The organism is Thioalkalivibrio sp. XN279 (genome assembly GCF_011089885.1).
Classification (GTDB): Bacteria; Pseudomonadota; Gammaproteobacteria; order Steroidobacterales; family XN24; genus XN24.
The window spans coordinates 308,917-335,686 of record NZ_JAANBD010000027.1; the positions used below are offsets into that span (position 1 = coordinate 308,917).

Annotated in this window: 24 protein-coding genes and 1 tRNA gene; 14 read left to right on the forward strand and 11 right to left on the reverse strand. The window is 69.2% G+C overall.

The features are described from left to right. The first annotated feature begins 68 nt into the window (after nucleotides 1–68). Nucleotides 69–605 carry a phosphatase PAP2 family protein gene (locus G8346_RS08400; RefSeq protein WP_166050143.1) on the forward strand — a complete coding sequence of 179 codons (537 nt, stop codon included), beginning with the start codon at nucleotides 69–71 and terminating at the stop codon, nucleotides 603–605. Nucleotides 606–621: 16 nt separating this feature from the next. Here the strand turns inward: G8346_RS08400 and G8346_RS08405 are convergent, their stop codons facing one another. Further along, nucleotides 622–2,100, reverse strand: a complete 1,479-nt coding sequence (locus G8346_RS08405) for a gamma-glutamyltransferase (protein ID WP_166050145.1) — start codon at nucleotides 2,098–2,100, stop codon at nucleotides 622–624. 74 nt (nucleotides 2,101–2,174) lie between these two features. Beyond that, nucleotides 2,175–2,414 (reverse strand): hypothetical protein, encoded by a 240-nt coding sequence (locus G8346_RS08410; RefSeq protein WP_166050147.1) that lies wholly within the window; start codon nucleotides 2,412–2,414, stop codon nucleotides 2,175–2,177. Between the two features lie 239 nt (nucleotides 2,415–2,653). On the opposite strand from G8346_RS08410, the gene G8346_RS08415 reads away from it, so the two are divergent. From G8346_RS08415 to G8346_RS08430, 4 genes are read left to right on the forward strand one after another with little or no spacing between them, the layout of a single operon-like run. Beyond that, nucleotides 2,654–5,215, forward strand: coding sequence for an RND family transporter (locus tag G8346_RS08415; RefSeq protein ID WP_166050149.1), 2,562 nt, complete (start codon nucleotides 2,654–2,656; stop codon nucleotides 5,213–5,215). A gap of 32 nt (nucleotides 5,216–5,247) precedes the next feature. After that, the gene (locus tag G8346_RS08420) at nucleotides 5,248–6,054 is read left to right on the forward strand and encodes an outer membrane lipoprotein-sorting protein (RefSeq protein ID WP_166050151.1); all 807 of its coding nucleotides are present in this window, start codon (nucleotides 5,248–5,250) and stop codon (nucleotides 6,052–6,054) included. Nucleotides 6,055–6,058: 4 nt separating this feature from the next. Continuing rightward, nucleotides 6,059–7,372, forward strand: a complete 1,314-nt coding sequence (locus tag G8346_RS08425) for a hypothetical protein (RefSeq protein ID WP_166050153.1) — start codon at nucleotides 6,059–6,061, stop codon at nucleotides 7,370–7,372. Nucleotides 7,373–7,379: 7 nt separating this feature from the next. After that, the gene (locus G8346_RS08430; RefSeq protein ID WP_166050155.1) at nucleotides 7,380–8,909 is read left to right on the forward strand and encodes a bifunctional aminoglycoside phosphotransferase/ATP-binding protein; all 1,530 of its coding nucleotides are present in this window, start codon (nucleotides 7,380–7,382) and stop codon (nucleotides 8,907–8,909) included. Here the strand turns inward: G8346_RS08430 and G8346_RS08435 are convergent. From G8346_RS08435 to G8346_RS08450, 4 genes are read right to left on the reverse strand one after another with little or no spacing between them, the layout of a single operon-like run. Continuing rightward, complete coding sequence (locus G8346_RS08435) at nucleotides 8,881–9,561, reverse strand: hypothetical protein (protein ID WP_166050157.1); 681 nt, start codon at nucleotides 9,559–9,561, stop codon at nucleotides 8,881–8,883. The two genes, G8346_RS08430 and G8346_RS08435, sit on opposite strands and share 29 nt — an antisense overlap. Continuing rightward, on the reverse strand, nucleotides 9,561–9,812 hold the full coding sequence (locus tag G8346_RS08440; protein WP_166050160.1) for a FeoC-like transcriptional regulator: 252 nt from the start codon (nucleotides 9,810–9,812) through the stop codon (nucleotides 9,561–9,563). Before G8346_RS08440 ends, G8346_RS08435 begins: the two co-directional genes overlap by 1 nt. Continuing rightward, complete coding sequence (gene feoB, locus G8346_RS08445) at nucleotides 9,805–11,859, reverse strand: ferrous iron transport protein B (RefSeq protein WP_166050162.1); 2,055 nt, start codon at nucleotides 11,857–11,859, stop codon at nucleotides 9,805–9,807. The genes G8346_RS08440 and feoB overlap by 8 nt, the downstream gene beginning before the upstream one ends. Further along, nucleotides 11,834–12,088: a ferrous iron transport protein A gene (locus G8346_RS08450; RefSeq protein ID WP_166050164.1), complete on the reverse strand. Its 255-nt coding sequence runs from the start codon at nucleotides 12,086–12,088 to the stop codon at nucleotides 11,834–11,836. The genes feoB and G8346_RS08450 overlap by 26 nt, the downstream gene beginning before the upstream one ends. A 164-nt stretch (nucleotides 12,089–12,252) precedes the next feature. Between G8346_RS08450 and G8346_RS08455 the strand changes: the two genes are divergently transcribed. From G8346_RS08455 to G8346_RS08470, 4 genes are all read left to right on the forward strand, one after another. Further along, nucleotides 12,253–12,714, forward strand: a complete 462-nt coding sequence (locus tag G8346_RS08455; protein ID WP_166050166.1) for a hypothetical protein — start codon at nucleotides 12,253–12,255, stop codon at nucleotides 12,712–12,714. Nucleotides 12,715–12,807: 93 nt separating this feature from the next. Continuing rightward, nucleotides 12,808–13,428 (forward strand): TetR/AcrR family transcriptional regulator, encoded by a 621-nt coding sequence (locus tag G8346_RS08460; RefSeq protein WP_166050168.1) that lies wholly within the window; start codon nucleotides 12,808–12,810, stop codon nucleotides 13,426–13,428. Next, nucleotides 13,425–14,528, forward strand: a complete 1,104-nt coding sequence (locus tag G8346_RS08465; protein WP_166050170.1) for an efflux RND transporter periplasmic adaptor subunit — start codon at nucleotides 13,425–13,427, stop codon at nucleotides 14,526–14,528. Before G8346_RS08460 ends, G8346_RS08465 begins: the two co-directional genes overlap by 4 nt. Nucleotides 14,529–14,545: 17 nt before the next feature. Next, nucleotides 14,546–17,566, forward strand: coding sequence for an efflux RND transporter permease subunit (locus tag G8346_RS08470; protein WP_370520587.1), 3,021 nt, complete (start codon nucleotides 14,546–14,548; stop codon nucleotides 17,564–17,566). Here G8346_RS08470 and G8346_RS08475 read toward each other — a convergent pair. Together G8346_RS08475 and G8346_RS08480 are read right to left on the reverse strand one after the other, a co-directional pair. Beyond that, nucleotides 17,551–18,675, reverse strand: a complete 1,125-nt coding sequence (locus G8346_RS08475; RefSeq protein WP_166050172.1) for an HD domain-containing phosphohydrolase — start codon at nucleotides 18,673–18,675, stop codon at nucleotides 17,551–17,553. The two genes, G8346_RS08470 and G8346_RS08475, sit on opposite strands and share 16 nt — an antisense overlap. A 48-nt stretch (nucleotides 18,676–18,723) precedes the next feature. Next, nucleotides 18,724–18,800, reverse strand: a tRNA-Met gene (locus tag G8346_RS08480). A 181-nt stretch (nucleotides 18,801–18,981) separates the two neighbouring features. Here G8346_RS08480 and G8346_RS08485 point away from each other — a divergent pair. The 5 genes from G8346_RS08485 to G8346_RS08505 all read left to right on the forward strand — a co-directional run bounded on the left by G8346_RS08485 (nucleotide 18,982) and on the right by G8346_RS08505 (nucleotide 24,272). Beyond that, nucleotides 18,982–21,267, forward strand: coding sequence for a nitric-oxide reductase large subunit (locus G8346_RS08485; protein WP_166050173.1), 2,286 nt, complete (start codon nucleotides 18,982–18,984; stop codon nucleotides 21,265–21,267). Nucleotides 21,268–21,320: 53 nt separating this feature from the next. After that, nucleotides 21,321–22,547: an NnrS family protein gene (locus G8346_RS08490; RefSeq protein ID WP_166050176.1), complete on the forward strand. Its 1,227-nt coding sequence runs from the start codon at nucleotides 21,321–21,323 to the stop codon at nucleotides 22,545–22,547. A gap of 10 nt (nucleotides 22,548–22,557) precedes the next feature. Beyond that, a complete protein-coding gene (locus G8346_RS08495; protein ID WP_166050178.1) occupies nucleotides 22,558–22,953 on the forward strand; it encodes a SirB2 family protein in 396 nt (131 codons plus the stop codon). Between the two features lie 105 nt (nucleotides 22,954–23,058). Then, nucleotides 23,059–23,493 carry an Rrf2 family transcriptional regulator gene (locus G8346_RS08500; RefSeq protein WP_166050180.1) on the forward strand — a complete coding sequence of 145 codons (435 nt, stop codon included), beginning with the start codon at nucleotides 23,059–23,061 and terminating at the stop codon, nucleotides 23,491–23,493. Continuing rightward, entirely contained in the window at nucleotides 23,493–24,272 is a 780-nt protein-coding gene (locus tag G8346_RS08505; protein ID WP_166050183.1) for a Crp/Fnr family transcriptional regulator, read from the forward strand. The genes G8346_RS08500 and G8346_RS08505 overlap by 1 nt, the downstream gene beginning before the upstream one ends. A 24-nt stretch (nucleotides 24,273–24,296) precedes the next feature. Here the strand turns inward: G8346_RS08505 and ychF are convergent, their stop codons facing one another. From ychF to G8346_RS08520, 3 genes are all read right to left on the reverse strand, one after another. Next, entirely contained in the window at nucleotides 24,297–25,388 is a 1,092-nt protein-coding gene (gene ychF / locus G8346_RS08510) for a redox-regulated ATPase YchF (RefSeq protein ID WP_166050185.1), read from the reverse strand. A gap of 4 nt (nucleotides 25,389–25,392) precedes the next feature. Next, nucleotides 25,393–26,025, reverse strand: a complete 633-nt coding sequence (gene pth / locus G8346_RS08515; RefSeq protein ID WP_166050187.1) for an aminoacyl-tRNA hydrolase — start codon at nucleotides 26,023–26,025, stop codon at nucleotides 25,393–25,395. Between the two features lie 83 nt (nucleotides 26,026–26,108). Further along, entirely contained in the window at nucleotides 26,109–26,762 is a 654-nt protein-coding gene (locus G8346_RS08520; RefSeq protein WP_166050189.1) for a 50S ribosomal protein L25/general stress protein Ctc, read from the reverse strand. Nucleotides 26,763–26,770 lie beyond the last annotated feature (8 nt).

A 26,770-nucleotide genomic window follows, 5' to 3' on the forward strand; every position in this document is an offset into this window, starting at 1 on the left:
CGATCCTTCACGCCACGGTAGCGTCGGGGCGCCATCCTCTATACCCGGTGCAACCACCGGGACACGACATGGCGACTGCGATCGGCTGGCTGGCACGACTCGAGGATGCCGAGGTGCGCTTTTGCCTGCGCGCCAACCGCAGCTGTGAACGTCGCGCGGTGCTGGCGCTGTTCGCGGCGGTGAGCCGGCTGGGCGACGGCCTGTTCTGGTACGGGCTGATGCTCGCGTTGCCGCTGCTCCATGGAACTCCGGGTCTCGTCGTCTCGCTGCACATGGCGGCCGCGGGCGTGGCCGGCCTGTGCATCTACCGCATGCTCAAGGAACGCCTGGTGCGCGAGCGGCCATGCAACCTGAATCCCCGCATCCGGGCCGGGGCGCGCGCGCTGGACCGCTACAGCTTTCCTTCCGGGCACACGCTGCATGCGGTCGCCTTCACGCTGATCGTGATGGGGACTTTTCCCGCGCTGGGCTGGCTGCTGGTGCCCTTCACCGTGCTGGTCGCGATGTCGCGTGTCATCCTCGGGCTGCACTATCCCAGCGACGTGGCTGCGGGTGCGCTGCTGGGCGTGCTGCTGGCCCAGGCCACGCTGGCCCTGGCAGGCTGAAACGCTGCCTGCGCCGTCAGGCGTCCGGGACCACCAGCGCCGCACCCTGCCGACGGGGATCCGCGGCCGCAACCAGCGACCGGTCCGCCGCGCGCAGCACCGCGCCGGCGCCGCCGAAGAACATCGACAGCGCATCGAAGGCGCGCACCGGGATCAGCACTTCCGCCACCGGCAGCCCCGGCTCCGCTGCAGCCTGCCAACCCGCGGCGCCGCGCTCCACATGCAGTCGCGGCGCCGCCAGGGCCTCTTCCAGGCTGTGTCCTACGCGCATGAAATTCAGCATCACCTGCAGCAGCGCCGTGGTGATGCGCTCCGCGCCCGGGCTGCCCAGCGACAGCATGGCGCCGTCGGCGCTGCGCGCCACGACAGGCGACATGTTCGATCCCATGCGCGCCCCCGGCGCGAGCGCGTGAAAGCCCTGCGGGTTGAGTTCAAGCTCGCCCAGGCAGTTGTTCAGCCAGATCCCCCTGCCCGGCACCAGCACGCCGGAGCCATAGCCGGAGGATGCGGTCACCGCGCAGGCCAGGCCGTCTGCGTCGAGCGCTGAGATGTGCACCGTGGAGGGCGCCGACCCACCGGTGGTCCCGCCGCCGGACGCGGCCCAGCGCAACAGGGCCTCCAGCGCGGCGTCCGCCTCCGGGCCGGTGTGCGTGGACAGCGCCTGCATGCGCTCGAACACGTCCCGCTGCGCGGCGGCCAGTTGCGCCACGGTGGCGGCGTTCCACTCGCCGCGGGGCTCGGCGCCCATGCGCGACAGCATCGCTGCCAGGGCCGCACCGCCGATGGCGGGCGGCGGCGGCACGGCCACTTCCCAGTCGTCCACTGCGCAATGCAAAGGCTCGCGCCGCGCCACGCGGTAAGCCTGCCGGTCCGCCGCGCCCATCAGGCCGCCGCCGGCGTCGACGCAAGCGGCAATCTCCGCGCCCAGGCGGCCGGTGTAGAACGCCGCCGGGCCCTCGCGGCCGAGCTCCACGAGGGTCTCAGCCAGCCCGGGCACCCGCATCGGGGCGCCGACCGGGAGTAACTCCCCGGCGGCATCGTGGATGACTGCCCCGCTCTCGCGCTGCCAGCCGAAGATCTCGCGGTGGCTGTAGCGCAGCCAGGTACCCGACGCGGCGCCGAGCGGAAAGCCCCGGCGTGCCCGCGCCGCCGCCGGGGCCAGGAGGTCCGGCCATTCCAGCCGGCCCCAGCCGCCCGCAACCTCGCCGAGCGCTGCCACCGCGCCGCCTACGCCCACTGCACCGTAGCCGACAATGGTCCGCATGCCGCCGCCGTAATCGAGGGTAACGGGCCGCCCGGCGGCGCCGAAGCGTTCCGGCGCGCGACCGAGGCCCGGCATGGCGATACCGCCATCGATCACGCAGGGGTGTTCGCCAGGTCGCCAGACGGAAACGAAGGCCCCGGCGTCGAGACCGACAATGCCGATTTCCGTGGCCAGGGCCGCCACGGTGGCGGCAACGGCTGCATCCACCGCGTTACCGCCCTGCTCGGCCACCTCGGCTCCGGCGCGGACCGCGATCTCCGAAGGACCTGCAATGCCAACGGCAATCCGCGCTCCGCCCCTCCGACTCACTCTTCCATCCCGCCCGCGAGGTACTCCATGCAAGCGGAGAAACTGGTCAGCAGGCACCGGTCCGAGGCGGGAATATCCAGGCCCGTCTCGCGACACAGGGCGCTGAAAAAACGCTCGAGGTCGAGGTCGAACTGCTCGGCCAGCGGCCGCTCCGGGTCGATCGGGCGATCGCCGATGGGACCTGCGGCCTGCGACAAGGCCCTCAGCACTGCGGTTTCGAGGTCGCGCTCGTTCATCATCCTCCTCCTCCGGCGCATCCGGCTGCGGACTCGCCCGGGACGACTATGCTTGCAGGGTGCCACCCGTGGACACGCGGCTGCTTGATTCAGGTCAACGCCTGCCGCGACACAGTTTGCCATGTTGGGCACGGGTGCGGACGGTTGTAAATTAGCATTTGCTAAATTACAATTCCTGGCACTTGACGACACGCCCGACCGGGGCCTGCGTCATCCGCAGCCATGATGGAGAAGCGCTCTTGAAACAGGCACTGCTGGAACTGGCCCTGCATCGACCGCGCGCGGTCTACGTCTTCGCCCTGCTGCTGACCGTCGTGCTGGGACTGCAGCTCCCCCGCATACAGATCGACACGGATCCGGAGAACATGCTTCCGGCGGAGCAGGCCGACCGGGTCTTCCACAACGAGGTCAAGGCAGAGATGGCGCTGCACGACGCCATCGTCGTCGGCCTCGTTGAGCCCGACCACCCGGACGGGATTTACAACCCGGCCGCGCTCGGCGCGCTGCACCGCGCCACCGAGCAGATCCTCGAGCTCGAGGGCGTGGTCGGGCGCGACCTCATGGCCCTCTCGGTGGCGGACAACATCGACCAGGCCGGTCCGGGCACGGTGCGCTTCGAATGGCTGATGCCCGCACCGCCCGAGACCCGCGAGGCCGCACTTGCGATCCGCTCGCACGTGGAGCGCCTGCCGCTGCTCAAGGACACACTGGCCTCCGGCGACGGCAAGGCCGCGGCCATCTACGTGCCGATTCGCGACAAGAACGAAAGCCACCGGCTGTCGCAGGAAATTGCAGACATCACCGCAGCCGCGTCGGCGGAGTTCGGCGCCACGGGTGACTGGCATATCACCGGCCTTCCGGTGGCCGAGGACACCTTCGGCTACGAGATGTTCGTGCAGATGGGCATCTCCGCGCCCCTGGCCGGCCTCGCCATCTTCCTGCTGCTGTGGTTCTTCTTCCGCAGCATCCCGTTGATCGTGGCGCCGATGATCGTCGCCATGGTCACGGTCATCGCCACCATGGGGCTGCTGATCGGCATGGGCTTCACGGTGCACATCATGAGCTCCATGATCCCGATCTTCCTCATGCCGATCGCGGTGGTGGACTCGGTGCACATCATGTCCGAGTTCGCCGACCGCTACCGGCCCGGACGACACCAGAACGACACCATCCGCGAGGTGGTCGGCCACCTGTTCAAGCCGATGCTGTTCACCTCGGTGACCTCGGCCGTCGGCTTCGCTTCGCTGGCGCTCACGCCGATCCCGCCGGTGCAGGTGTTCGGCGCCTACGTCGCTTTCGGCATCCTGCTGGCCTTCCTGCTCACCATCGTCTTCATTCCGGCCTGGGTGTCGCGCATGAAGCCCGCCAGCCTGGAGAAGATGCAGGCCGCCCTTCATTCCACCGAGGGCGACTCCCTGCTGGCGCGTGTCCTGCGCCGCGGCGGCCACGGGGCCCTCAAGCACGGCAAGCTGGTGCTGGTCGGCTTCGCCGCGGTGTTCGCCATCAGCGTCGCCGGCATCACGCAGATCCAGATCAACGACAACCCCACGCGCTGGTTCAAGGCGGACCATCGCATCCGCGTCGCGGACCAGGTGCTCAACGAGCATTTCGCCGGCACCTACGACGCCTGGATAGTGCTCGACCACGTGCAACGGCCGGACGGCGCGCTGCTGCAGCAGCGCGTGGCCGAGACGCTCGCGGCGGCGCCCGCCGAGGTACGGGAGTTCTGGCGCGGGATCGCGCCGGCAAGCAGCGAGACGCTGGACGGCGAGCGCCTCACCGCCGTGATCTCGGCGCTCGAGGACCGGCTGTTCGAGGCCGACGGCGACGCGCTCGACGCCCTCGATGCGCTGGTGCGCGACGTCGAGTCCCTGGCCAGCGAGTCCAACTACTTCCAGCAGCCGGAGGTGCTGCGCTGGGTCGCGGCGCTGCAGGCCGACCTCGCGGCCAGCGGGCTGGTGGGCAAGAGCAACGCCCTGCCGGACCTGGTGAAGACCGTGAACCGCGAGCTGCGGGGCGGGGACCCGGCCGACTTCAGCATCCCGGACAGCGTCCCCGGCGTGGCCCAGGCGCTGCTGCAGTTCCAGTCCTCGCACCGGCCGCAGGACCTGTGGCACATGGTCGCGCCCGACTTCAGCCGCGCCGTGGTGTGGCTGCAGCTCACCAGCGGCGACAACCAGGACATGACCGCCGTGTTGCGCCACGTCGAGGCCTACCTGGAAGAGCACCCGGTCCCGGCAGGCATGGCCCTGCAGTGGGCCGGCAAGACCTATCTCAACGTGGTGTGGCAGGACGCCATGGTGAAAGGCATGGTGGGCAGCCTGGCGGGCGCCTTCGTCGCCGTGCTGATCATGATGGTGGTGCTGTTCCGCTCCATCGGCTACGGGCTGCTGGCGATGCTGCCGCTGACCATCACCATCACCTTCATCTACGGCCTCATCGGCTGGGTCGGCAAGGACTACGACATGCCGATCGCGGTGCTGTCGGCGCTCACGCTCGGCCTGTCGATCGACTTCGCCATCCACTTCATCGAGCGCTCGCGCGAGGCGCTGGCGCAGCAGGGCGACTTCCGCGCCGCCATGGCCGAAGTGTTCGAGGAGCCGGCACGCGCCATCAGCCGCAACGCCATCGTGATCGCCGTCGGCTTCACGCCGTTGCTCCTGGCGCCGCTGGTACCCTATATCACCGTCGGCGTGTTCCTGGCGTCGATCATGGCCGTGTCGGCCGTTGTCACGCTGGTGCTGCTGCCGCCCGCCATGCGCCCCTTCGTGGAGCGGCGCAGTGCGCCGGCCGCGAGCTGAACCTGAGGCCCTGAGCCAAGGAGAAACGAGTCATGAAAACCCGCCTGCTTACCAGCATCACGCTGCTTGCCCTCGCGCTCGGCAATAGCGCTGCCGCCGAGCCGCTGACCGACGTCGACGAGATCGTGGCGCGCGCCAACCTGGCGGCCTATTACGGCGGCGATGACGGGCGCAGCGAGGCCCGCATGGCCATCGAGGACAACCAGGGCCGCAAGCAGCTGCGCCAGTTCACCATCCTGCGCCGGGACCATGCCGACGGCGGCGACCAGGACTTCATGGTGTTCTTCTCGCGTCCTTCAGACGTGCGCGGCACGGTGTTTCTCGTCGCCAAGCATGTCGACCGCGACGACGACCGCTGGCTGTACCTGCCCGGCCTCGACCTGGTGCGTCGCATCAGCGCCGGCGACAAGCGCACCAGTTTCGTCGGCTCGCACTTTTTCTACGAGGATGTCTCCGGCCGCAACCCGGCCGAGGACGAGCACCGCCTGGTCGAGACCACCGCCGAGCACTACGTGCTGGAAAGCACGCCGAAGGACCCGGCCAGCGTGGAGTTCACGCGTTACGTCACGCGCATCGACCGCCAGACCTTCCTGCCGATGAAGACCGAGTACTACGACAGCCGCGATCGCGTGTACCGCCTCATGGAAGTGCTCGACGTGGAAGAGATCGGCGGCTATCCGACGGTGACGCGCTCGCGCATGTCCGAGCCGCTCGACGGCGGCTCCACGCTGATGGAGTTCCGCTACACCGAGTACGACGTCGGCCTGCCGGCAGACATCTTCTCCGAGCGCTACCTGCGCACCCCGCCGACGGACTGGCTGCGGCGCGGCGGAGAATGAGGCCGTGTCCAGGGCCCTGACCTTCGCCGCCGCCTGGGCGCTGCTGGCCGTCATGCCGGCAACCGCCTGGGCGGCGGAGTCCGGGGGCGAGCGGGAGGACGACCCCTTCGCCGGCTTCGACGAGGAATGGGAAGATCCCTGGGCGACGGAGGACCAGGGCCTGCGCTGGAGCGGGTTCGTGGAAGGCGCGCTGGGCGCACGCGACCAGAGTGTCCCGGGGCTGGACCGCCTCACCCTGGGAGAACTCCGCATCCGCGCCGAAACACGCTACGACCACGGCGATTTCCAGGTCGACTTCAAGGGCGACCTGGCCTGGGACGAGGTGCGCGAGTCGCTCGACCCGAAGCTGCGCGAGCTGGCGCTGAGTTTCCGTCCCTTCTCCAGCGTCGACGCCAAGCTCGGCCGGCAGGTACTGACCTGGGGCACCGGCGACCTGCTGTTCCTCAACGACCTGTTCCCGAAGGACTTCATTTCCTTCTTCGCAGGCCGCGACGAGGATTACCTCAAGTTACCGTCCGACACTGCCCGTTTCAGCATCTTCACCGACCTCGTCAACCTCGACCTCGCCTGGACGCCGCGTTTCCGTCCTGACAATTACCTCTACGGCGAGCGTTTCTCCTTCTGGAACCCGGCGACCGGCGCCGTGATCGCGCCGCAGCCGGCGCGACGCGCCGACCGGCCCGACACCGGCGAGCTCGCGCTGCGGCTGTTCCGCACCGTGGAGGCCGTGGAGTACGCGGCCTACGGCTACGTCGGTCGCTGGAAGCAACCGCTGGGCGTGGACGCCGAAGGCATGCCGCGTTTCCCGCGCCTGCGCAGCATCGGCGCCAGCATGCGCCGTCCCTTCTACCGCGGCCTGTTGAACGCCGAGTTCGCCTGGTACGAGTCGCGCGACGACCGTGACGGCGACGACCCCGCGACGCCGAACTCGGAGCTGCGTGTCCTGCTCGGCTACGAGCAGGAGCTGGTGCGCAACCTGACGCTCGGCACGCAGTTCTACGCCGAACGCATCCAGCACCACGATCGCCTGCTCGCCAACTCGCCCGACCCGGAACATGAGCGCGAGCGCTGGCGCACCGTCGCCACGGCGCGCGTCACGCACCGCGCGCTGCAGGACACGCTCACGACCTCGGTTTTCGTGTTCGTCTCGCCCACCGAGAATGATTACTACCTGCGCCCCTCGGTGTCATGGCGACGGGACGACCAGTGGCTGTTCGCCGGCGGCCTGAACCTGTTCGGCGGCAGCGACGACCACACTTTCTTCGGCCAGCTCGAAGACAACACCAACGCCTGGGTGAGGGTGCGTTATCACTACTGAGGGGACGATGGTCGCGGGATTGCTGCAGCCGGCCGCCTATCCCGGCGGCGTGCAGGAAGTCGAACTTGCAGAGACGCACATCTCCTGGGTCTTCCTGGCCGGCGACTACGCCTACAAGTTCAAGAAACCGCTGGACCTGGGCTTCCTCGATTTCCGCGACCCCGCACGACGGCTGCATTACTGCCGCGAGGAACTGCGCCTCAACGGCCGCCTCGCGCCGGACATTTACCTCGACCTGGCCGGGGCCGTGTCCACGGCCGAGGGATGGCGCGTGGTGCCGTGGCGCGAGGGCGCCGAGCCGGCCGTGCGCATGCGGCGCTTCCCGCACGAGGCCCGGCTGGACCGGCTGCTGGCGGCCGGGCGGCTGGATGAAGCCGCACTCGAGCCCTTCGCGCGCGCGCTGGCAAAGTTCCAGCAGGCATTGTCCCCGGCACCCGCCGACGGGGCGCTGGGCACTGCGACGGCAGTGGCGCGCCCTGCCCGCGCCAACTTCGAGGCCATGTCGCGGCAGGGGCTACCCGCAGAGACGGCGAATAGGCTCGAGCAACTGGAGCACTGGACCGGCGCGCAGGCGGTCGCCCGGGCCACGGCGTTCGAGGCGCGCCTCGCCGGGGGGTTCGTGCGCGAAGGCCACGGCGACCTGCACCTCGGCAACCTCGTCATGCTCGACGGTCGCATCGTGGCTTTCGACGGCATCGAGTTCGACCCGGCGTTGCGCTGGATCGACCTGCAGAGCGAAGTGGCGTTCCTGCTCATGGACCTGGAATCGCGCGGACGGCCCGACCTCGGCTGGCGCTTCTACGACGCCTGGCTGCAGGCGAGCGGCGACTACGAGGGACTCGGCGTGCTGCGCTGGTACCTGGTCTACCGCCACCTGGTGCGCGCCAAGATCGACGGCATCCGGCGCACGCAGGCGGGCCTCGGCGAGGAGGAAATACAACAGCTGGCGGAACGCCAGGCGCGCCATATCGACCTGGCCGCTGCTCATGCCGCGCCAGGCGCCCCGCGCCTGCTGCTCATGTACGGCTACTCCGGCTCCGGCAAGAGCCGCCTGGCGCAGCGCCTGGCCCCGCGCCTGCCTGCGGTCGTGGTGCGCTCGGACCTCGAGCGCAAGCGCCTGCACGGACTCGATCCGCACAGCTCCGCCGCGGCGGCAGTCGGGACGGGGCTGTATGATGCGGCCGCCTCCGCGCAAACCTACGCACGGCTCGAGGCCGTGGCGCGCACGGCGCTCGCTGCTGGATGGAACATCGTGGTGGACGCGGCGTTTCTCGAGAGCGAGCGGCGCGAAGCCTTTCTCCAGCTTGGGCTGGACGCGGGCGCCCGCCCCGTCCTGCTCCACTGCGACGCGCCGGCCGAGATATTGCGCGCGCGCGTCGCTGCAAGGCGCGGCGACCCTTCGGACGCCGGCACTGAGGTGCTGGAGGCACAGCTGGCACGCCCCGCAGAGACCGGACCGCTCGAGTCGCGCTACCGCGTCCCCGTGGACACGCGGGAAGACCCGGATCTCAGCGTACTGGTGGCAGCCCTGCGCTGATGTGGTAACCGGTGCGGCCCCAGGCAAGCGCGGTGAGGCCGAAGTAGCCGTGCATGAGCAGGGCGAAATTCCAGGCCGCCATGTTGTCCACGGGCAGCTCGGGGAAGAAGTTCTTGGCGGGCACGTTGACCAGCCCGAGCATGAGCATCGCCGCGCCGAAACCGACCTTGGCCCGGACCAGGCCGACACCGATGCGGCCTTGCGCGGGTGCGGGCAGCCGGCGCAGGCGGGCGGACAGCAGCAGCTGGGCCAGGGCCGTAAAAGCGAAGTACACCGTCACGCCGTAGCGCCGCATGAGCTCGTAGGCCTGTCCGTCGGTGCCGAGAAACACCACGTACAGGACGAGGAACAGCGCGCCGACGATGCCGAGGCCGGCGATCCAGTTGCGGCTGCGGCCGTGCTCGCCCAGCTGGTCCAGCCAGGCCCGCGCCAGGATCCAGTACGCCACCATGACACTCGCGGTCGGCAGCATCATGGCGCGGAACAGGTGGATCGACGGGTCGCGCCGCGCCGCGCCGCTGATCGACGTGCAGCCCTCGACAAACGGGAAACAGGTCGGCACCTGGCCGGTAGCGGCGGAAATGGCGTAGGTGATGACGACCGCGAGGGTCGGCACCGTCCAGCACAGCAAGGCAATCCAGCTCGCCCGCATCAGTGCGCCGCGTAGCGTCGCCCGGCCGCCGTCAGCATCCAGGCGCTGCCCTTGACGCCGGCGCCACAGCTCTCCACGGGGCAGCCCGCGCAGGCATCACCGCATTCCCCGACCCGCTCCAGCATGCCGCTGCGCGCCAGCTGCTCCACCATCGCCTCGACCATCGCCGGCGACGTGTCCAGTGCCGCGGCCAGCTCCGCCGTGCTGCCGACGCGCCCTGCGGCGATGGTCTGCAGCACGCGCTTAAGCACCACCGCCCCCCAGCCCGAGCAGCAGGGCGCCGCGATACACCAGCAGCCCGAAGAACAGGGCCGAGCCGAGCATCAGCGCGGTGCTCGCCAGCGTCCAGCCCCAGCTGCGGGTTTCCACGCGGATGGCGGCCACGGTGGCGACGCAGGGCACGAACAGCATGTTCACCACCAGGAAGGACAGCGCCGCTGCAGGCGTGATCATCAGCGCCAGCGTCTCGCCCAGGGTCCCGCCGTCACTGCCGAAGATGATGCCCAGCGCGGCGATGGAGTTCTCCTTGGCGACGAAGGAGGACAGGGTGGCGACGATCAGGCGCCAGTCGAGGCCGAGCACGCTGCCGGCCGGTTCCAGCGCCCGCCCGAACATCGCCAGGTAGCTGTCGTCCACCGCGTCGCCCGGGTAACTCACCAGCACCCAGATCACCATCGACACCACCACGATCACCGTGGCGGCACGCTTGACGAAGGTCCACACGTTGGTGGCCGCGAACACCAGGATGGTGCGCGGGTTGGGCACGTGGTAGAGGGGCATCTCCATGACGAACGCGAGGCGCTCGCGCCGGAACACGAAGCGATCCAGCACCACGCCGACCAGGACCAGCACCGCCAGGTTACCCACCACCAGGCCCCAGGCCACCAGCGTAGGCGAGCCGGGGAAGAACAGCGGCACCAGGAACGCCAGTACCACCAGGCGCGCGCTGCACGGCACGAAGGGCGTCAGCATGATGGTGAGCAGCCGCGCCGGCCGTGACTCGATCACCCGGCTGCCCATCACCGCCGGCACGTTGCAGCCGAAGCCGAGGAACAGCGGCAGGAAGCTCTTGCCGTGCAGCCCGATGCGGTGCATGAAGCGATCCATGACGTAGGCCATGCGGCTCTGGTAGCCGGTGTCCTCGAGAAAGCCGAGCGCAAGGTAGAACACGAACAGGATCGGCACGAAAGTGACCACGATGCCCGCCCCTGCGAGCAGGCCGTCGATAACCAGGCCCTGAACCCAGGCCGGCGCGCCGCCCAGCACGGCGCCGAGCCCGGCGGCGGCCCGCGCCACCACGGCCTCTTCCAGCCAGCCCTGCAGCGGACCGGCCACCGAGAAGGTGACCCAGAAAACCAGGCCGAAAACGGCCAGCAACAGGGCCAGGCCCCAGCCCGGATGCGTGGCGATGCGGTCGAAACGGTCGGTGAAGCTGACCTGGCCGAGTTTCGGCCGCCGCACTGCCGCCCGCACCATGCGCCCGATCCACTCGTAGCGCGCGCCGGCCACGTCGAGGACGGCGTCTTCGTGCGCGCGCAAAAGCTCCTGCACCCCCGCCCAGGCCTCCGGAGCCAGCCAGCCCGGGGCGTTCTCGGTGACTTCACGGTCGCCCTCGAGCAGCTTCAGCGCCGCCCAGCGCTCCGGGATGCCCTGCGGGACAGCGCCTGCCACCAGCCCCCGCACCTGCTCATACACCTCCTGGTGCGCCGGGGCGATCTCCGGGCGGTCGGGCGCATACTCGCGCCGCCCGTCGGCCACCGCGGCCGCGGCCTCGAGCAATTCCGCCACGCCCTGGTTACGACTCGCCACCATGGGCACGACCGGCAAGCCCAGCGCCGCCTCGAGCACGTGCGCATCGAACTCGACGCCTTCGCGCCGCGCCACGTCCACCATGTTCACGCCGAGCACCACCGGGATGGGCAGGAGGAGCAGCTCAGCCAGCAGGTAGAGATTGCGCTCCAGCGCGGCCGCGTCCGCCAGCATGATGATGACGTCGGGGCGCTCGCCGAGGATGAACTCGCGCGCGATGCGCTCCTCCTCGGAATTGGAGGTGAGGCTGTAAGTGCCCGGCAGGTCGACCACGTGAAACTCGCGGCCCGCGATGCGCGCCGAGCCCTCGCGCCGTTCCACCGTGCGCCCGGGCCAGTTGCCGACCTCGGCAGTGAGCCCGGTGAGGATGCTGAAAACCGTGGACTTGCCGACGTTCGGCTGCCCGGCGAGCCCGATCACGAGGCGCCGGGGCAAGGCTCGCGGCGACGCCGCCTGCAGCGGGTCAAGCGCTTGCGGATGGGCATTCATACACGGTCACCAGGCCGGCCTGGCTGCGCCCCAGCGCGATGCGCGTGTCCCGCACCCGCGCCAGCATGGGCCCGAAACCCCGGTTCTGCAGCACAACGATCTCGGTCCCCGCGGTGAGTCCCATGGCCGCGAGCCGCGCGGCCAGGTCGCGGCCGCCGGTCACGCGCGCCACGACGCCGCAGAACCCATCCGGCAGGTCGCTGAGGATGAATTCGCTGGAACTGGTCATGACGGAATCCTGTCGTTACTCTGGCAGCGAAACCACAGCCGGCGGCTGCTGCACAAGGGCTGGAGACCAGTATAGGTGCGCCGCAGCAGTCGTGTGCATAGGTACTTCTCGCAAATGATTCTCAGTCAGACATTGCCACTCGAACGAGTTCAAGGAGATTCCGGATGCAGCCTCGATTCATGCGCCTGTTGGGCGGTTCCCTGCTGGGCGCCCTCCTCGTGTTCGCCGTCTCCGCGCCCGCCTGGGCCGACGGCGGCCTCGCCGCGCGGATGCACATCCTGCAAACCCATGCCCACAAGCTGCAACTCTCGGTCGCGGCGCGCAACGGCGAGCTGGCCTATTTCTACCTGCATGAGCTCGAGGAGGCCGCGGAGGGCATCATCGCGGAAGTGGCCGAATACGACGGCTATCCCATCGCCGCACTGACGCGCGAGATGCTGCTGCCGAGCGTCGAATCCCTGGAAGAAGCCGTGAAGGCCGGCGACTGGCCTGACACCGACGCCCGCTTCGCCAAGCTGCTCAAGTCCTGCAATGCCTGCCACCTCGTGGCCGGCCACGGCTTCATCCGCATCGCACCGGCCGCAGGCAATCCCTTCGCCCAGGACTTCTCGCCGCGCCAGGACTGAACCCGCTGACGGCCCAGGGAGCCCGCGACAGCGCCCAGGGTCGGGCGTAGAAATCGTATTGACCGGTCGGCCAGTTAATACTATCGTTTCGCCATGAACACCTCCGCGGGCACCCGGGACCCCGACCTCACCCGGGAACGCATCCTCGAGGCCGCGCACAAGCTGTTCGTGCGCAAGGGCTTCGCCGCCGTCAGCATGCGCGACCTGGCGCATGAATCCGGCGTCACCAAGAGTCTCATCCACCACCATTTCGGCAGCAAGGAAGCCCTCTGGGAGCTGGTCAAGGAACAGGCCATCGCGGCCTACGCCGAAGGCCAGGTGGCGCAGCTGAAGGCTGCCGAGGCGCCGGATGCCGAGCTGTTGCGCGACAGCATCGCCCGCTATTTCCATTTCCTGCAGCACAACCCGGAAGTGGTGCGGCTGTTCGCCTGGACCCATCTCGACGCCGACCAGAGCTGCGGCCAGCTGGACGCGGAACTGGTGCGCCTGGGCGCAGAGCGCGTGCGCCAGGCGCAGCAGGGCGGCCTGCTGCGCGCCGACGTCAACCCGAGCCACGTGGTGACCATGTTCGTCAACGGCTGCACGCACTGGTTCCAGGCCCGGGCACACCACTCGCAATGGCCCGGCGTGGGCAGCGACGCCGAATTCCTGGACGACTTTCTCAAGATCGTCATGGAAGGCCTGTTGCCGCGCCCGGCGGAGGAGGACGCGTGAACGCGGCCGCCGCGCGCCGTCGCCACGCCTTCATAGCGGTGTCGGCGCTCTTGCTGGGCGGCCTGCTCACGGCCTGCGACCCAGCTAAAGACGCCCCGGGCGTGGCGAGCACGGCGGAACATCGCAGCGCGGTGCGCGTGGCCAGCGTCGAACGCGTCGAGGGCGGCCGCAGCCTGCGCCTGCCGGGCGTGCTGCGGGCCACGCAACGGGCTCAACCCGCCTTCCTGCAACCCGGCTACCTCGCCGAACGCCTGGTGGCGCGCGGCGACCGCGTCAGCGCCGGACAGCCGCTCGCCACGCTCACCAACCCGGCGCTGGCCCCGGCGTTGAGCGCGGCGCAGGCGCGGGTGCGTGAGCTCGACGAGCGCCTGGTGCAGCTGGAGGCCGAGTACCAGCGCATGCTGGAACTGAGCCAGCGCGGGCTGGCTTCTGACGACCAGCTCGACCGGGCGCTGGCGGCGCGCAACTCGACCCGCGCGGCGCGCGAGCAGGCTGTCGCCGGTGTCGCGGAGGCCCGTGAGCAGCTCGGCGAAGCGACCTTGCGCGCACCCTTCGACGCCGTGGTCGGCGACCTGCTGGTCGAGCCGGGCGATTTCGTGCAGCCCGGGCAGCCGGTGCTGGTGCTCTCCGGCTCGGGCGCGCTGGAAGTCGAAGTGAAGTTGCCCGAAGGCCTGTCGGCCGCACTCACCGCCGGAATGCCGGCGCGGGTCAGGGCGCTGGCCTCGGGCGGTGAAGTCGATGCCACTGTGCGGGAGCTGGGCGTCGCGCGCGACGGACGGCTGGCGCCGGCGGTGCTGGAGCTGGACCCCGCTGCGGCGGCCGCCGCGCAGTGGATCCCTGGACTCTCTGTGCAGGTCAGTCTCGCGCTTGCGGCGGAACCTGCATTGAGCGTGCCCTTGAGTGCCGTGGTCGACCCCGGCACCGGGCGTACCCGTGTCTATCGCGTGCGCGACGGCCGCGCCGTCCTCACCCCGGTGCAGGTGGGCCGACCGCTCGGGGCTCGAGTCGAAGTGCGCGGTGAGCTGGCCGCCGGCGACCAGGTCGTCGTCGCCGGCCACCAGCAGCTGCTCGACGGCGACCTGCTGAGGGTCCTGCCCTGAACCTGATCCTCGCCAGCATCGAGCGCCGCCGCCTGGTGCTCGCCATCGTCGTGACGCTGTCGCTGATCGGCCTGGCGTCGTGGCTGGGCATGAACCGGCAGGAGGACCCGTTCTTCCCCTATCGCTACGCCCAGGTGCTGGTGAGCTGGCCCGGCGCCGACGCCGACCAGGTAGAACGCCTGGTGCTCAACCCGCTGCAGGAGGAAATCGCCCAGGTCGACGAGGTGAACGAGCTGCGCGGCACGGCGCGCCTGGGCTTCGCGCAGATCATCGTCGGCATGCACCAGCACGTGTATGACACGGACGAGGTGTGGCAGCGGGTACGCGTGGCCATCGAGCGCGCAGAGCGCAAGTTCCCGCCGGGTGCGGGGCGGGCGGAACTGTTCGACCGCATGATGGACACGGAAGGCATCGTGCTGGTGGTGACCGGGTCCGAGGACCTGCTGGAGCTCACCGAGACGGCGCGGGCCCTGCGTCGCGACCTGTTTCGCGTGCCTGACATCGCCCGCATCGAGCTGCTTGCCGATCCCGGCGAGCAACTCGTGCTTAACATCGACCCGGCGGCCGCCCAGGCCTGGGGGCTGGACGCGCAGACCCTGGGCGCCCAGCTGGCGGCGCGCAACGTGACCATGCCGGGCGGGGTCCTGAGCCGCGATGGCCGCTCGTTCGTGCTGCGGCCACGCGCCGACTTCAGCAGCCTGGAAGAGCTCGCGGCGACACCGGTGCAACTGCCCTCCGGCGACCTGGTGCCGCTGGGCGAGGTGGCGAACATCGTGCTCGAACCCGCGGAGCCGCCGACCGAGCGCATGTGGTTCAACGGTCGGCCGGCCGTGGGCCTGGGGATCGTCATTCCCGAGAACCGCCTCAACGCGGTGCGGTTCGGCGCAAGCGTGCGCGCGGTGGTGGACGAAGTGCGCGCGGACTACGCCCCGCTGGAGATCGACGAGATGTTCTACCAGCCGCAGTGGGTGGAGGACCGGCTCGCCGAGCTGGCGCGCTCGCTGCTCATGGGCGTGGTGGTCGTGGTGTTCGTCCTGCTCGCCTTCATGGGTCCGCGCCTCGGCCTGACGGTGGCGGGCCTGCTGCCACTGGTGACGCTGTCCTCGCTGGCCCTGTACGCCATGGGCGGCGGCGTGCTGCACCAGATCGCCGTGGCCGGGCTGGTGATCGCGCTCGGCATGCTGGTAGACAACGCCATCGTCATGGTCGAGAACCTGCAATGGCACCTCGACCAGGGCCGCGGACGGCGCGAGGCCGCCATCATGTCCGTGCGCGAGCTGTCCGGCCCGCTCGCAGCAGCCACCGGCACGACGTTGGCCGCGTTCCTGCCGCTGCTCCTGTCGCAGGGCAACACCGCCGATTTCACGCGCGGAATTCCGATCCTGGTGATGTTGACGCTGGTGGTGAGCTACCTGTACGCGGTGTTCGCCACGCCGGTGATGGCCACGCTGACGCTGAAGCCGCGCAGCGGCGGCTCCGGCGGACGCATCCAGTCGCTGGGCGCTGCGCTGGGCCGTCTCGCGGTGCGCCGTCCCTGGACCGTGGTCACCGTGGCCGCCCTGCTGGTCGCCGGCGGCGCGGCCCTGAGCGGCATGCTGCCGCGCGACTTCTTTCCCAGCACGGATCGCAACCAGCTCATTGTCGACCTGCGTTTTCCCGAGGGCACGGAACTCGAGCACACCGCCCTGCAGGCCAGCGCCCTGGCGGACCAGCTGGCGACCCAGCCGGCCGTCACGGACGTGCACGTTTTCGCCGGCGCCAGCGGCCCGCGCTTCTACTACAACCTGGTGAAGATCCCCAACTCGCCGCACCTCGGGCGCATTGTCGCCATCACCCGGAGCGAGCGTGACCTGCCCCAGCTCATGCACTGGGTGCGCGACTACGCCCAGGCGCGCCTGCCGGATGCGCACGTGACCGCCAGCCGCCTTGGCCAGGGCCCGCCGCTCGATGCGCCGGTCGAGATCCGGGTATTCGCGGAGGAGCCGGAGACCCTCGTGGCCGCGGCCGAGGACATCATGCGCCTGCTGCGCGCCACGCCCGGCGCCATGGACGTGCGTCATACCCTCGGCACGGGCCTGCCGACGGTGCGCCTCGACATCGACGATGCGGCGGCGGCACGCCTCGGACTCTCACGCAGCGACGTCGCGCGCGCCCTCGCGGGCGCCACCCTCGGCACCGAGTTCTCGACCTGGCGCGTCCGCCGCGAGCCGTTGCCGATGCTCATCCGGGCGCCGGAGGGCCGCGACTTCCCGGTCGAGGGCATCGAAGGCCTGCCCCTGCCCCTGCCGCAGGGCGGCTCGGTGCCGCTCGGACACGTGGCCCGCACCAGCCTGGAATGGAAGCCGGCCGTGATCCGGCAGTGGGACATGCAACGCATGACCGCCGTGCTCGCGGAGACGGCCGAGGGCTATACCTACGACCAGGTGCTGACGGATTTCGAGCCGCGCCTGGCGGCGCTGGCGCTGCCGCCGGGAGTGCGCATCGTCTACGGCGGCGCCGCGGAGGAAGCGGGCGAGGCCAACTCGGCGCTGTTCCATACGCTGCCGCTCGGCGTGCTGATGCTGCTGGTGTTCCTGCTCCACCAGTTCAATTCCTTCCGGCTGATGCTGATCGTGCTGGTCACGGTGCCGCTGGCGGTGGTCGGCGTGACGCCGGGCCTGCTGCTCTCCAACCAGCCCTTCAGCTTCACGGCGATCCTCGGCGTGGTGGCGCTGGTCGGCATCGTGGTGAACAACGCCATCGTGCTCATCGACCTGGTGAAGCGGCTGGAACTGGAGTACGCGGATTCAGCCGAGGCCGTGATTGCCGCCGTGGCGCGCCGCACGCGACCGATCCTCATGACCACCGCCACCACCATCGCCGGCCTGCTGCCCCTGACCTTCACGCGCTCCACGCTGTGGCCGCCGCTGGCGTGGGCGATCATTTCGGGCTTGCTGGCGTCGACCCTGCTGACGCTGGTCGTGATCCCGGCGCTGTATCACCTGCTGGTCGGCCGCAAGCGCGCCGCGCCGGCGGCGGAGCCTCAGGGCAGCGCGTAACCCTGCTCGCGGAACAACTTCAGGCAGGCCTGCGCGACGCGCGGGTCGTAGCGCGTGCCGGCGCCGGCCTCGATCTCCTCGAGCGCCGCAGCCAGCGGTCGCGGCGGACGATGCGGACGCTGGCTGCTCATGGCCTCCACCACGTCCGCCACGGCGATGATGCGCGCCTCGAGCAGGATGCCGTCGCCGCGCAGGCCGTCGGGATAGCCCGAACCGTCATAGCGCTCGTGGTGCTGCAACACGATGTCCGCCAGCGGCCAGGAGAAATTGCTCTTGCCGAGTATCTGGGCGCCCTGGCGACTGTGTGTGCGCACGATCTCCATTTCCATCGGCGTCAGCCGGCTCGGCTTGGACAGCACTTCGGCGGGCAAGGCCAGCTTGCCGACGTCATGCACCAGCGCCGCCACGCGCACCCGGTCCTGGATCTCCTCGCCGAGCCCCATTTCCGCCGCGATGGCATGCGCGAGATGCGAGACCCGGCGCTCATGCCCGGCGGTGTAAGGATCGCGCATCGAGACGATGGTGTTCACCACCTCGATGGTCGCGACCATGTTTTCTTCGAGGAATTGCAGGTGCCGCGCTTCGCGCTCTTCATGGGCCTTGCGCCGGAGCAGGCCCCAGGCGCTTTCCGCCAGCAGCCGCACTTCCTCCACGTCACGCTCGCCGTAGGGGGTGGGCTTGTTGCCGACGCCGAGCACCATCACCGGCCGGCCCTGCTCCATCACCGGCACGGCGAGATGCCGGGTCAGCGGCGTATGGCCCTCGGGCAGGCCGCGTCGATAGTCTTCTGCGGACAGCTCGTTGTGCACCACCGGCTCGCCGCGGCGCACGCAATCGGCCCAGATACCGGCACGGTCGAGCGAATAGTGGCTTTCGGACTGGATGCCGCAGCGGGCCAGGGTGCGCCCCGTCCAGGCGGCGAGACGGATGCCGCCGCCCTCTTCCACCACGTGCAGGTAGCCGGCGCGGCTGTCGGTGAGCTCCTCGGCAAGCTCGGCCGCACGCAGGCCGACGTTGAACTCGTCCAGCCCCGGCGCCTCCTCGTGCAGGATCAGCAGCGCGCTGATGAGCGCGTAGCGATCTGGAGCAGGCACGGCTGGGTCGAGCATGTGTTCCTCCGCTTGCAGGGCATAGGCCCCGCCCCGCTGGGCATGAGTTGGTGGCTACGGGTGGGCTCGAACCACCGACCTCAGCATTATGAGTGCCGCGCTCTGACCGACTGAGCTACGTAGCCCCTGATTCGCGCCTGGCCGCGCGCGTTCCCGGGAGGGCCCGAAATTCTCCCTGTGCCCCGTGGAACTGTCAAGGCGCGGCGCCGCCGCGGTTTGATTTTTCGCAAGGCGCAGCCCTGCCGCCCCTCGCAGAATCGCTCCAGGGCTCGCGACACCGCGGGCGGGCAAACCGGGAGAAAGTTCATGTACGACACCAAACGGCTCTGGTGGACGCTGGCAGGCATCCTGCTGGTGTCTTTCGGCATCCTCGGCTTCATGGGCGGCGAGATCTACCGTGCCATGCCGCCGGTCCCCGAGGCTTTCGTCACCACCGACGGCGAGGTGCTCTACACCCGCGTCGACGTGGAGCGTGGTCGCCAGGTGTGGCAGACCACAGGCGGTCACCAGCAGGGCTCCATCTGGGGCCACGGCGCGTACGTGGCGCCCGACTGGAGCGCCGACTGGCTGCACCGTGAAGCGGTGGCGTTGCTCGACGTCTACGCCGCGGCAGCCTTCGGCCTGCCCTACGAGCAGCTCGGCGCGTCCGACCAGGCCGCGCTGCAGAGCCGGCTCAAGGAAGAAATGCGCGCCAACACCTACGACCCCGCCACCGGCAGCGTGACGGTGTCCCCGGAGCGCGCGGCCGCAATCCGCGCGGTCGCCGCCCACTACGACGGGCTGTTCGGCAACGAGCCGGCGCTGGACGAGCTGCGCGAGGCCTATGCCATGAAGCAGTTCCCGGTGCCGGACGCAGAGCGCCGCCAGCTGCTCGGCGCCTTCGTGTTCTGGTCCTCCTGGGCCGCGGCCACCAACCGCCCCGGCGACGACATCAGCTACACCAACAACTGGCCGCACGAGCAACTCATCGACAACGTGCCGACGGGCGCTGCCTTCATGTGGACTTTCGTCAGCATCCTGATCCTGCTGGCCGGCGTCGGCGCACTGGCCTGGCACTACGCCGTGATGCACGGCAAGGAGGCACCGCCCGAGGTGCCGCAGGTCGATCCGCTGCATAACCTCCAGCCGACTCCGTCCATGCGCGCCACCACCAAGTACTTCTGGGTGGTCACCGCGCTGTTCGGCCTGCAGGTCGTGCTCGGCGGCATCACGGCCCACTACGCCGTCGAGGGCCAGGGTTTCTATGGCTTCAACCTGTCCGAGGTCCTGCCCTACGTCGTCACCCGCACCTGGCACACCCAGCTGGCCGTGCTCTGGATCGCCACCGCCTGGCTGGCGACCGGGCTCTACATCGCGCCGGCCATCTCCGGCCACGAGCCGAAGTTCCAGCGCCTCGGCGTCAACTTCCTCTTCACCTGCCTGCTCATCATCGTGCTCGGCTCCATGGTCGGCCAGTGGCTGGGCGTCATGCAGCAGCTCGGGCTGGACGTGAACTTCTGGTTCGGCCACCAGGGCTGGGAGTACGTCGACCTCGGCCGCTTCTGGCAGATCTTCCTCTTCATCGGCCTGATGCTGTGGCTGACGCTGGTCGGCCGCGCGCTGTGGCCGGCGCTGAAGCAGAAGGACGAGGCACGCCCGCTGGTGATCCTGCTGTTCCTCTCCACCGTCGCCATCGGGCTGTTCTACGGCGCCGGCCTGATGTGGGGCAAGCACACCCACCTCGCCATCGTCGAGTACTGGCGCTGGTGGGTGGTGCACCTGTGGGTCGAGGGCTTCTTCGAAGTCTTCGCCACGGCCGTAATCGCCTTCCTGTTCGTCCGCCTCGGGCTGGTGCGGGCGAAGAACGCGGTCACGGCCGTGCTGTTCGCCACCATCGTGTTCCTCACCGGCGGCGTGCTCGGCACTTTCCACCACCTTTATTTCACCGGCACGCCGACGGCGGTGCTGGCCATCGGCGCGGCCTTCTCCGCGCTGGAGGTGGTGCCGCTGGTGCTGATCGGCTTCGAGGCCTACGAGAACTGGAAGGCCTCGCAGCATCGCGGCTGGGTGGCGACCTACAAGTGGCCGATCATGTTCTTCATCGCCGTCGCGTTCTGGAACCTGGTGGGCGCCGGCCTGTTCGGCTTCCTCATCAACCCGCCGCTGGCGCTGTACTACATGCAGGGGCTGAACACCACGCCGCTGCACGGCCACACCGCCCTGTTCGGCGTCTACGGCATGCTCGGCATCGGCCTGATGCTGTTCTGCCTGCGCGGGCTCAACTACCGCCGCGTCTGGGATGACAAGCTGCTCAAGGTGTCGTTCTGGTCGCTGAATCTCGGCCTGGCCGCAATGGCTGTATTCAGCCTGCTGCCGCTGGGGCTGATGCAGGTCTATGCCAGCGTCACCGAGGGCTTCTGGTACGCGCGTTCGGCCGAGTTCCTGCAGCAGCCGCTGATGCAGACCCTGGTCTGGCTGCGCGTGCCAGGCGACGTCATTTTCAGCGTCGGCGTCGGCGCCCTGGCCCTGTTCGTGTTCCGGCTGTTCGTCGGGCGACGCGAAGAGGCACCGGTGAAGGCCGGCTCGACTGCCCCTGCCCAGGCAGCCGAGTAAAGCGGTCGGGCGGTCCCGCCACCCCCATGGCGGGACCGCCCACTTTCAACCTCATGAGCCACCCTCTCGCAACCCGCGCTCGCGACCGCTGGTCCACTTTCTCTGCGGCGCCGCACCGGCTGTTCTTCGCCACCGGGATCACGTGGCTGCTGGCCTGGTCGGCCTGGTGGACGGCCCTGCTGGGTGCGCGCCTGGGCGGCATTCAGGTCCTCGAGCCGGGCGTCCCCGCGCTCCTCGTGCACGGCGGCGCCATGCTGTTCGCCGTGTTCACGCCCTTCATGTACGGCTTTCTCTGGACGGTGTTCCCGCGCTGGATGCCGGCGCCGGAGATATCGCGTGGGGTCACGCTGCTGGTGTTCTGGCTGCTCAACCTGGGCCAAGTGCTCGCGCTGGCCGGCCTGTTGGTATCGACCCGCCTGCATGCCGCCGGCTGGCTGCTGCTGGCAACATCCATGCTGGCCGCATTCGGCTTGCTGGCGCGGTCGCTGGCACGCGCCAGCTCAGGCGTGCCCCACGCCTTCGTGGCGCTGGCAGGGCTGGCGGCCGGAGTGGCCGGCGCAGCCCTTTTCACAGTCGCGCTGCTGCGCTGGGACTTCTCGGCCTGGCCCCTGGTCCGGGCGCTCGGACTGTGGGCCTTCCTGCTGGTGGTGTATTTCGCCGTCTGCCACCGCATGCTGCCCTTCTTCACTTCGCGCGTGGTGCCCGGTTATGTGCGTTGGCAACCGGCGTGGGTGCTGTACGGCTTCGCCGCCCTGGGCCTTGCCCGTGCCTTGCTCGAACCGTTCGCCGCACTGCGCTGGCTCGCCACGTTGCCCCTGGCCGGAATCGCCCTGCTGTGCGCCCTCAAGTGGTGGCCGGGCCAGCGCATGGAGAACCGGCTCATGGCCTGCCTGCATTACGCCTTCGGCTGGCTGGCTGGCGGTCTTGTCCTCGCCGCGGCCGCAGATCTGGGCACAGCGCTCGGGATCGACTGGGTGCCGGCGCGCGCCGGGATGCACATGCTGGGGATGGGGTTCATCGGCAGCATGCTGGTCGCCATGGTGACACGCGTGACCCTCGGGCACTCGGGTCGGCCGCTGATGCTTGACGCCTGGGACTGGAGAATCTTCCTTGGCCTCCAGTTCGCGGTCGCGCTGCGGGTGGCAGGTGAGTTCCTGCCAGGCGCAACCCTGGGCCTGTCCGGCACCGGCGCCCTCCTGTGGACCCTGTGCCTGGGCGCATGGGCGGCACGCCGGCTGCCCGTCTACTTTCGCCCCCGCGTCGACGGGGCGCCTGGCTGAGGCGCGTCCAGTGCTCTATTACTGGGTCAAGCAGGTCCACGTCTGGAGCGTGGCGCTGTCGTTCACGCTCTTCCTGCTGCGCGGGGCCTGGGTCCTGGCCGGGCACCAGCTGCCCCACGGGCTGGTGTTGCGCTCGCTGCCGCACGTCATCGACACCGTATTGCTCACGTCGGCGCTCTGGCTCACCACCATCATCCAGCAATATCCGTTCCAGCAGTCATGGCTGACGACAAAGGTCTTGTTGCTGCTGTTGTACATCGTGCTCGGCAATGTCGCCCTGCGACGCGCCCGCAGCCAGGCCGGGCGCGTGCTTGCTTTCACCGCGGCTTGCGGCGTCTTCCTGTTTATCTATTCCGTGGCGCGCCTGCACCACCCCCTCGGCGCCCTGCTCCTGGTACCCGGCTGAGCACCATGCGGCGCCGGCGGAAATTACCTATTTTGTTCAACCTATTTGTTTCATGTAACATGCATCAATGCCGGCGTGGCGGTGTGTCGCCGGAGGGTGACCGACATGAGACTGACCTATTTCAGCGACTACGCCTTCCGGGTGCTGATCTACCTGGCAGTGCACCCGGAGAGGCGCTGCACCATCCAGGAAATCTCGGATGCCTACGGGATTTCCAAGGCGCACCTGATGAAGGTGGTGAACACGCTGGCACGGGCGGAGCTGGTGGTCGCGCAGCGCGGCCCCAACGGCGGCCTGGTGCTGGCCAAGCCGGCGGAGACGATCCGTCTCGGCGACGTCGTGCGCAGGACGGAGGAGGACCTCGGGCTGGTGGAATGTTTCCGCGCCGAGAATACCTGCCGCCTGACGCCCAACTGCGGACTGGCCCCGGCGCTCGGTCGCGCCCTGGCCGCATTCCTTGCGGAACTCGACAAGCAGACCATCGGCGACATGGTGCACGGCCACGAGCAATCGATCAGTCGCCTGCTGGCGGTGCCTTAATGAACGCGCTCGACCAGCTGCGCGCACCCGTCGCGCCCGCGCATCCCGCCGTACGCACCGGGGCCGGCAACGGCCACTGCTGCTCCACCTGCCCGCTACCCGGCCTGTGCGACGACAGCTCCCGGCGCGGGCTGCCGGATGCACTGCTGGAGTCCGTGCTGGAACAGCAGCATCTCCAAGCCGGCGCCACCTTGTACATGGCGGGCCAGAGACGCAGCTCCATCTGGGTCATTTCCACCGGCGCGCTGAAAAGCTGCGAGCTCGACCTCGAGGGCCGTGAACAGGTGGTCGGCTTCCACGGCCCGGGCGACGTACTCGGCCTCGAGCGCATCGAGATCAGCGAGCATCGTGGCTTTGCGCTCGCGCTGGAACCCACCAGCGTGTGCCGCATCCCGGTCGGCAAGCTGCTCGACCGCCTCACCACCGCACCGGAGCTGTGGCGCGAAGTGTTGCGCATCGCCGGCAGCCAGATCGCCCGGGCGCGGGAGGTTCACCGCGTGCTGGGGCAGCTGCAGACCGGACAGCGCCTGGCCTGGTTCCTGCTCGAAGGCACCGGTCCGCGACGCGACGCGTGCCAGTGCAGCGGCGCCACGGTGATCCAGCTGCCGATGCCCAGGCAGGACATCGCGTCTTATCTCGGCATGACCCTGGAGACGGTCAGCCGCAGCTTCGGCGCGCTGCAGCGGGAAGGCCTGGTCTCAGTCCAGGGACGCACCGTGCGGCTGCTCGACCCCGCCCGTCTCGCCGAGCGCATCGTGCCGCAGGCCGCGCACGCCTGAAGCTGCGTCCGTGGCCGGACCGCCTCAGACGTTGAAGCGGAAATGCATCACGTCGCCGTCGCGGACGACGTAATCCTTGCCCTCGACGCGCATCTTGCCGGTTTCTTTCGCCTTCGACTCGCCGCCGCAGGCGATGAAGTCCGCGTAGGCGATGACCTCGGCACGAATGAAGCCGCGCTGGAAGTCCGTGTGTATTTCGCCGGCCGCCTCGGGGGCGGTGGCGCCGACATGGACGGTCCAGGCGCGGACTTCCTTCGGGCCCACGGTGAAGAAGGTGTGCAGGCCCAGCAGCTTGTAGCCGGCGCGGATGACGCGATCGAGACCCGCCTCCTCCAGCCCCAGCTCGGCCAGGAACTCCCCCTTGTCGGCCTCCTCCAGCTGCGCGATCTCCGCCTCCATGGCGGCGCACACGGCCACGACTTCGGCGCCTTCCGCCGCAGCGATCTCGCGCACGGTGACCAGCTGGGGGTTGTTCGCGAACCCGTCTTCCGCCACGTTGGCGATGTAAAGCGTCGGCTTGGCCGTGAGCAGGTGCAGCTCGCGCAGCATTTCGCGCTGCGTCTCGTCCAGCGCCATGGAGCGGACCGGGCGCCCCTGGTCGAGGTGATCCGCCACCCGCGCCAGCAGGTCGCGGCGCGCGAGGTCTTCTTTCTTGCCCGTTTTCGCCGCCTTCACCGCGCGCTCGAGGTGCCGGGTCACGGTGTCGAAGTCCGCCAACGCCAGCTCGAGGTTGATGACCTCGATGTCGCCGACCGGGTCCACGCGGCCCTCGACGTGGACCACGTCCGGATCTTCGAAGCAGCGCACGACGTGGGCGATGGCGTCGGTTTCGCGGATGTTGGCGAGAAACTGGTTACCGAGGCCTTCCCCCTTGGACGCGCCCCGCACCAGGCCCGCGATGTCGACGAACTCGATGGTCGTCGGCAGCACTTTCTGCGGCCTGGCGATGTCCGCCAGCGCCTTGAGGCGTGGATCCGGCACCGGCACCACGCCGACGTTGGGATCGATGGTGCAGAAGGGATAATTTTCCGCCGCGATACGCGCGCGGGTGAGAGCGTTGAACAGCGTCGACTTGCCGACATTCGGCAGGCCGACGATTCCGACTCGGATGCCCATGCGCTTACTCCGGAACCGTGGGTTTGGCGTCGCCGGCCTTGCTGGGTGTGGCGGCGGCGCGGGTGTGGAGCCGGTGCATGGCAGGCTGCTCGCCACGCCCCAGCATGATCGGGATGACGTCGGCAGCCTCGGCCACCGCGTTGCGGATCAGCGACTCGTCTTCCCGGGAAGGCCGCTTGAGCACGTAGTCGATCACCTCGGCGCGGTTGCCTGGATGACCGATGCCGAGGCGGAGGCGCCAGAACCCGGCGCCCAGGTGCGCGACCAGGTCCCGCAGGCCGTTGTGCCCGCCGTGACCCCCGCCGAGCTTGAGGCGCGCATCCCCCGGCTGAAGGTCCAGGTCGTCGTGCACGACCAGGATCTCCTCGACGGGAACCTTCAGGTAAGACGATGCAGCCTGCACCGCCTGGCCGCTGCGATTCATGAAGGTCTGCGGCTTGAGCAGCAGCACCTCTACGCCCTCGATGCGGCTGTTCGCCGTCACGGCGTTGAACTTGCGTTCGGAGCGGAAAGCCCCGCCATGGCGCTGCGCCAGCAGGTCGACCAGCCAGAAGCCCGCGTTGTGCCGGGTGTCCTCGTATTCCGGCCCGGGGTTGCCGAGCCCGACGATCATGCGGATGCGGGAGTTCGCGCTCATGGGTCAATACCGAAAACAGGGCCAAAACGCTTCCGGGCCGCGCGACAGGCGGCCCGGAAGCATTATTCGGCCTCGCCCCGGGATCAGTCCTCCTCGGGCTCTTCGGCTCCGATGGTCGGAACCTCGCCCTCGGGAGTCTCGCCCTCGGTCTCTTCCTCTTCCTCGCGACGCGGACGATGAATGATCAGCACCGGCTGGTCGAGCATCTCCTCGCCACCGTAGATGGAGACACCCTCGGGCAGCTTGACCTCGCCCAGCGAGCGGGCGCCTTCCAGCTCCAGGTCGGACACATCCACCTCGATGTATTCCGGCAGGTGCTTCGGCAGGCAGCTGATTTCCAGTTCGTTCATGACGCGCGACACGACGCCGCCCGCCTTCACGCCCGGGGCGGTGTTCTCGCCCAGGAAGTGGAACGGCACCGAAACGCGGATCTCCTCGTCCTCCAGCACCCGCTGCAGGTCCACATGCAGCACCTGGTTCTTGTAGGGGTGACGCTGCACGTCCTTGAGGATGCAGGGCTGGGACTTGTCGCCCGTGGTCACCGTCAGGATGCTCGAGAAGAACGCGTCATTCTCGAGGTGGTGCATCAGCGCGTTGTGGTTCAGGGACAGTGCCCGCGGATCACGGTGCGCGCCGTACAGGATGGCGGGCACCTTGCCGTCCCGACGCAGGCGGCGGCTCGCACCCTTGCCCTGGTCAGGCCGGTCTTCGGCAAAAAGCTCGAATTTCTGGCTCATCTGGTTTC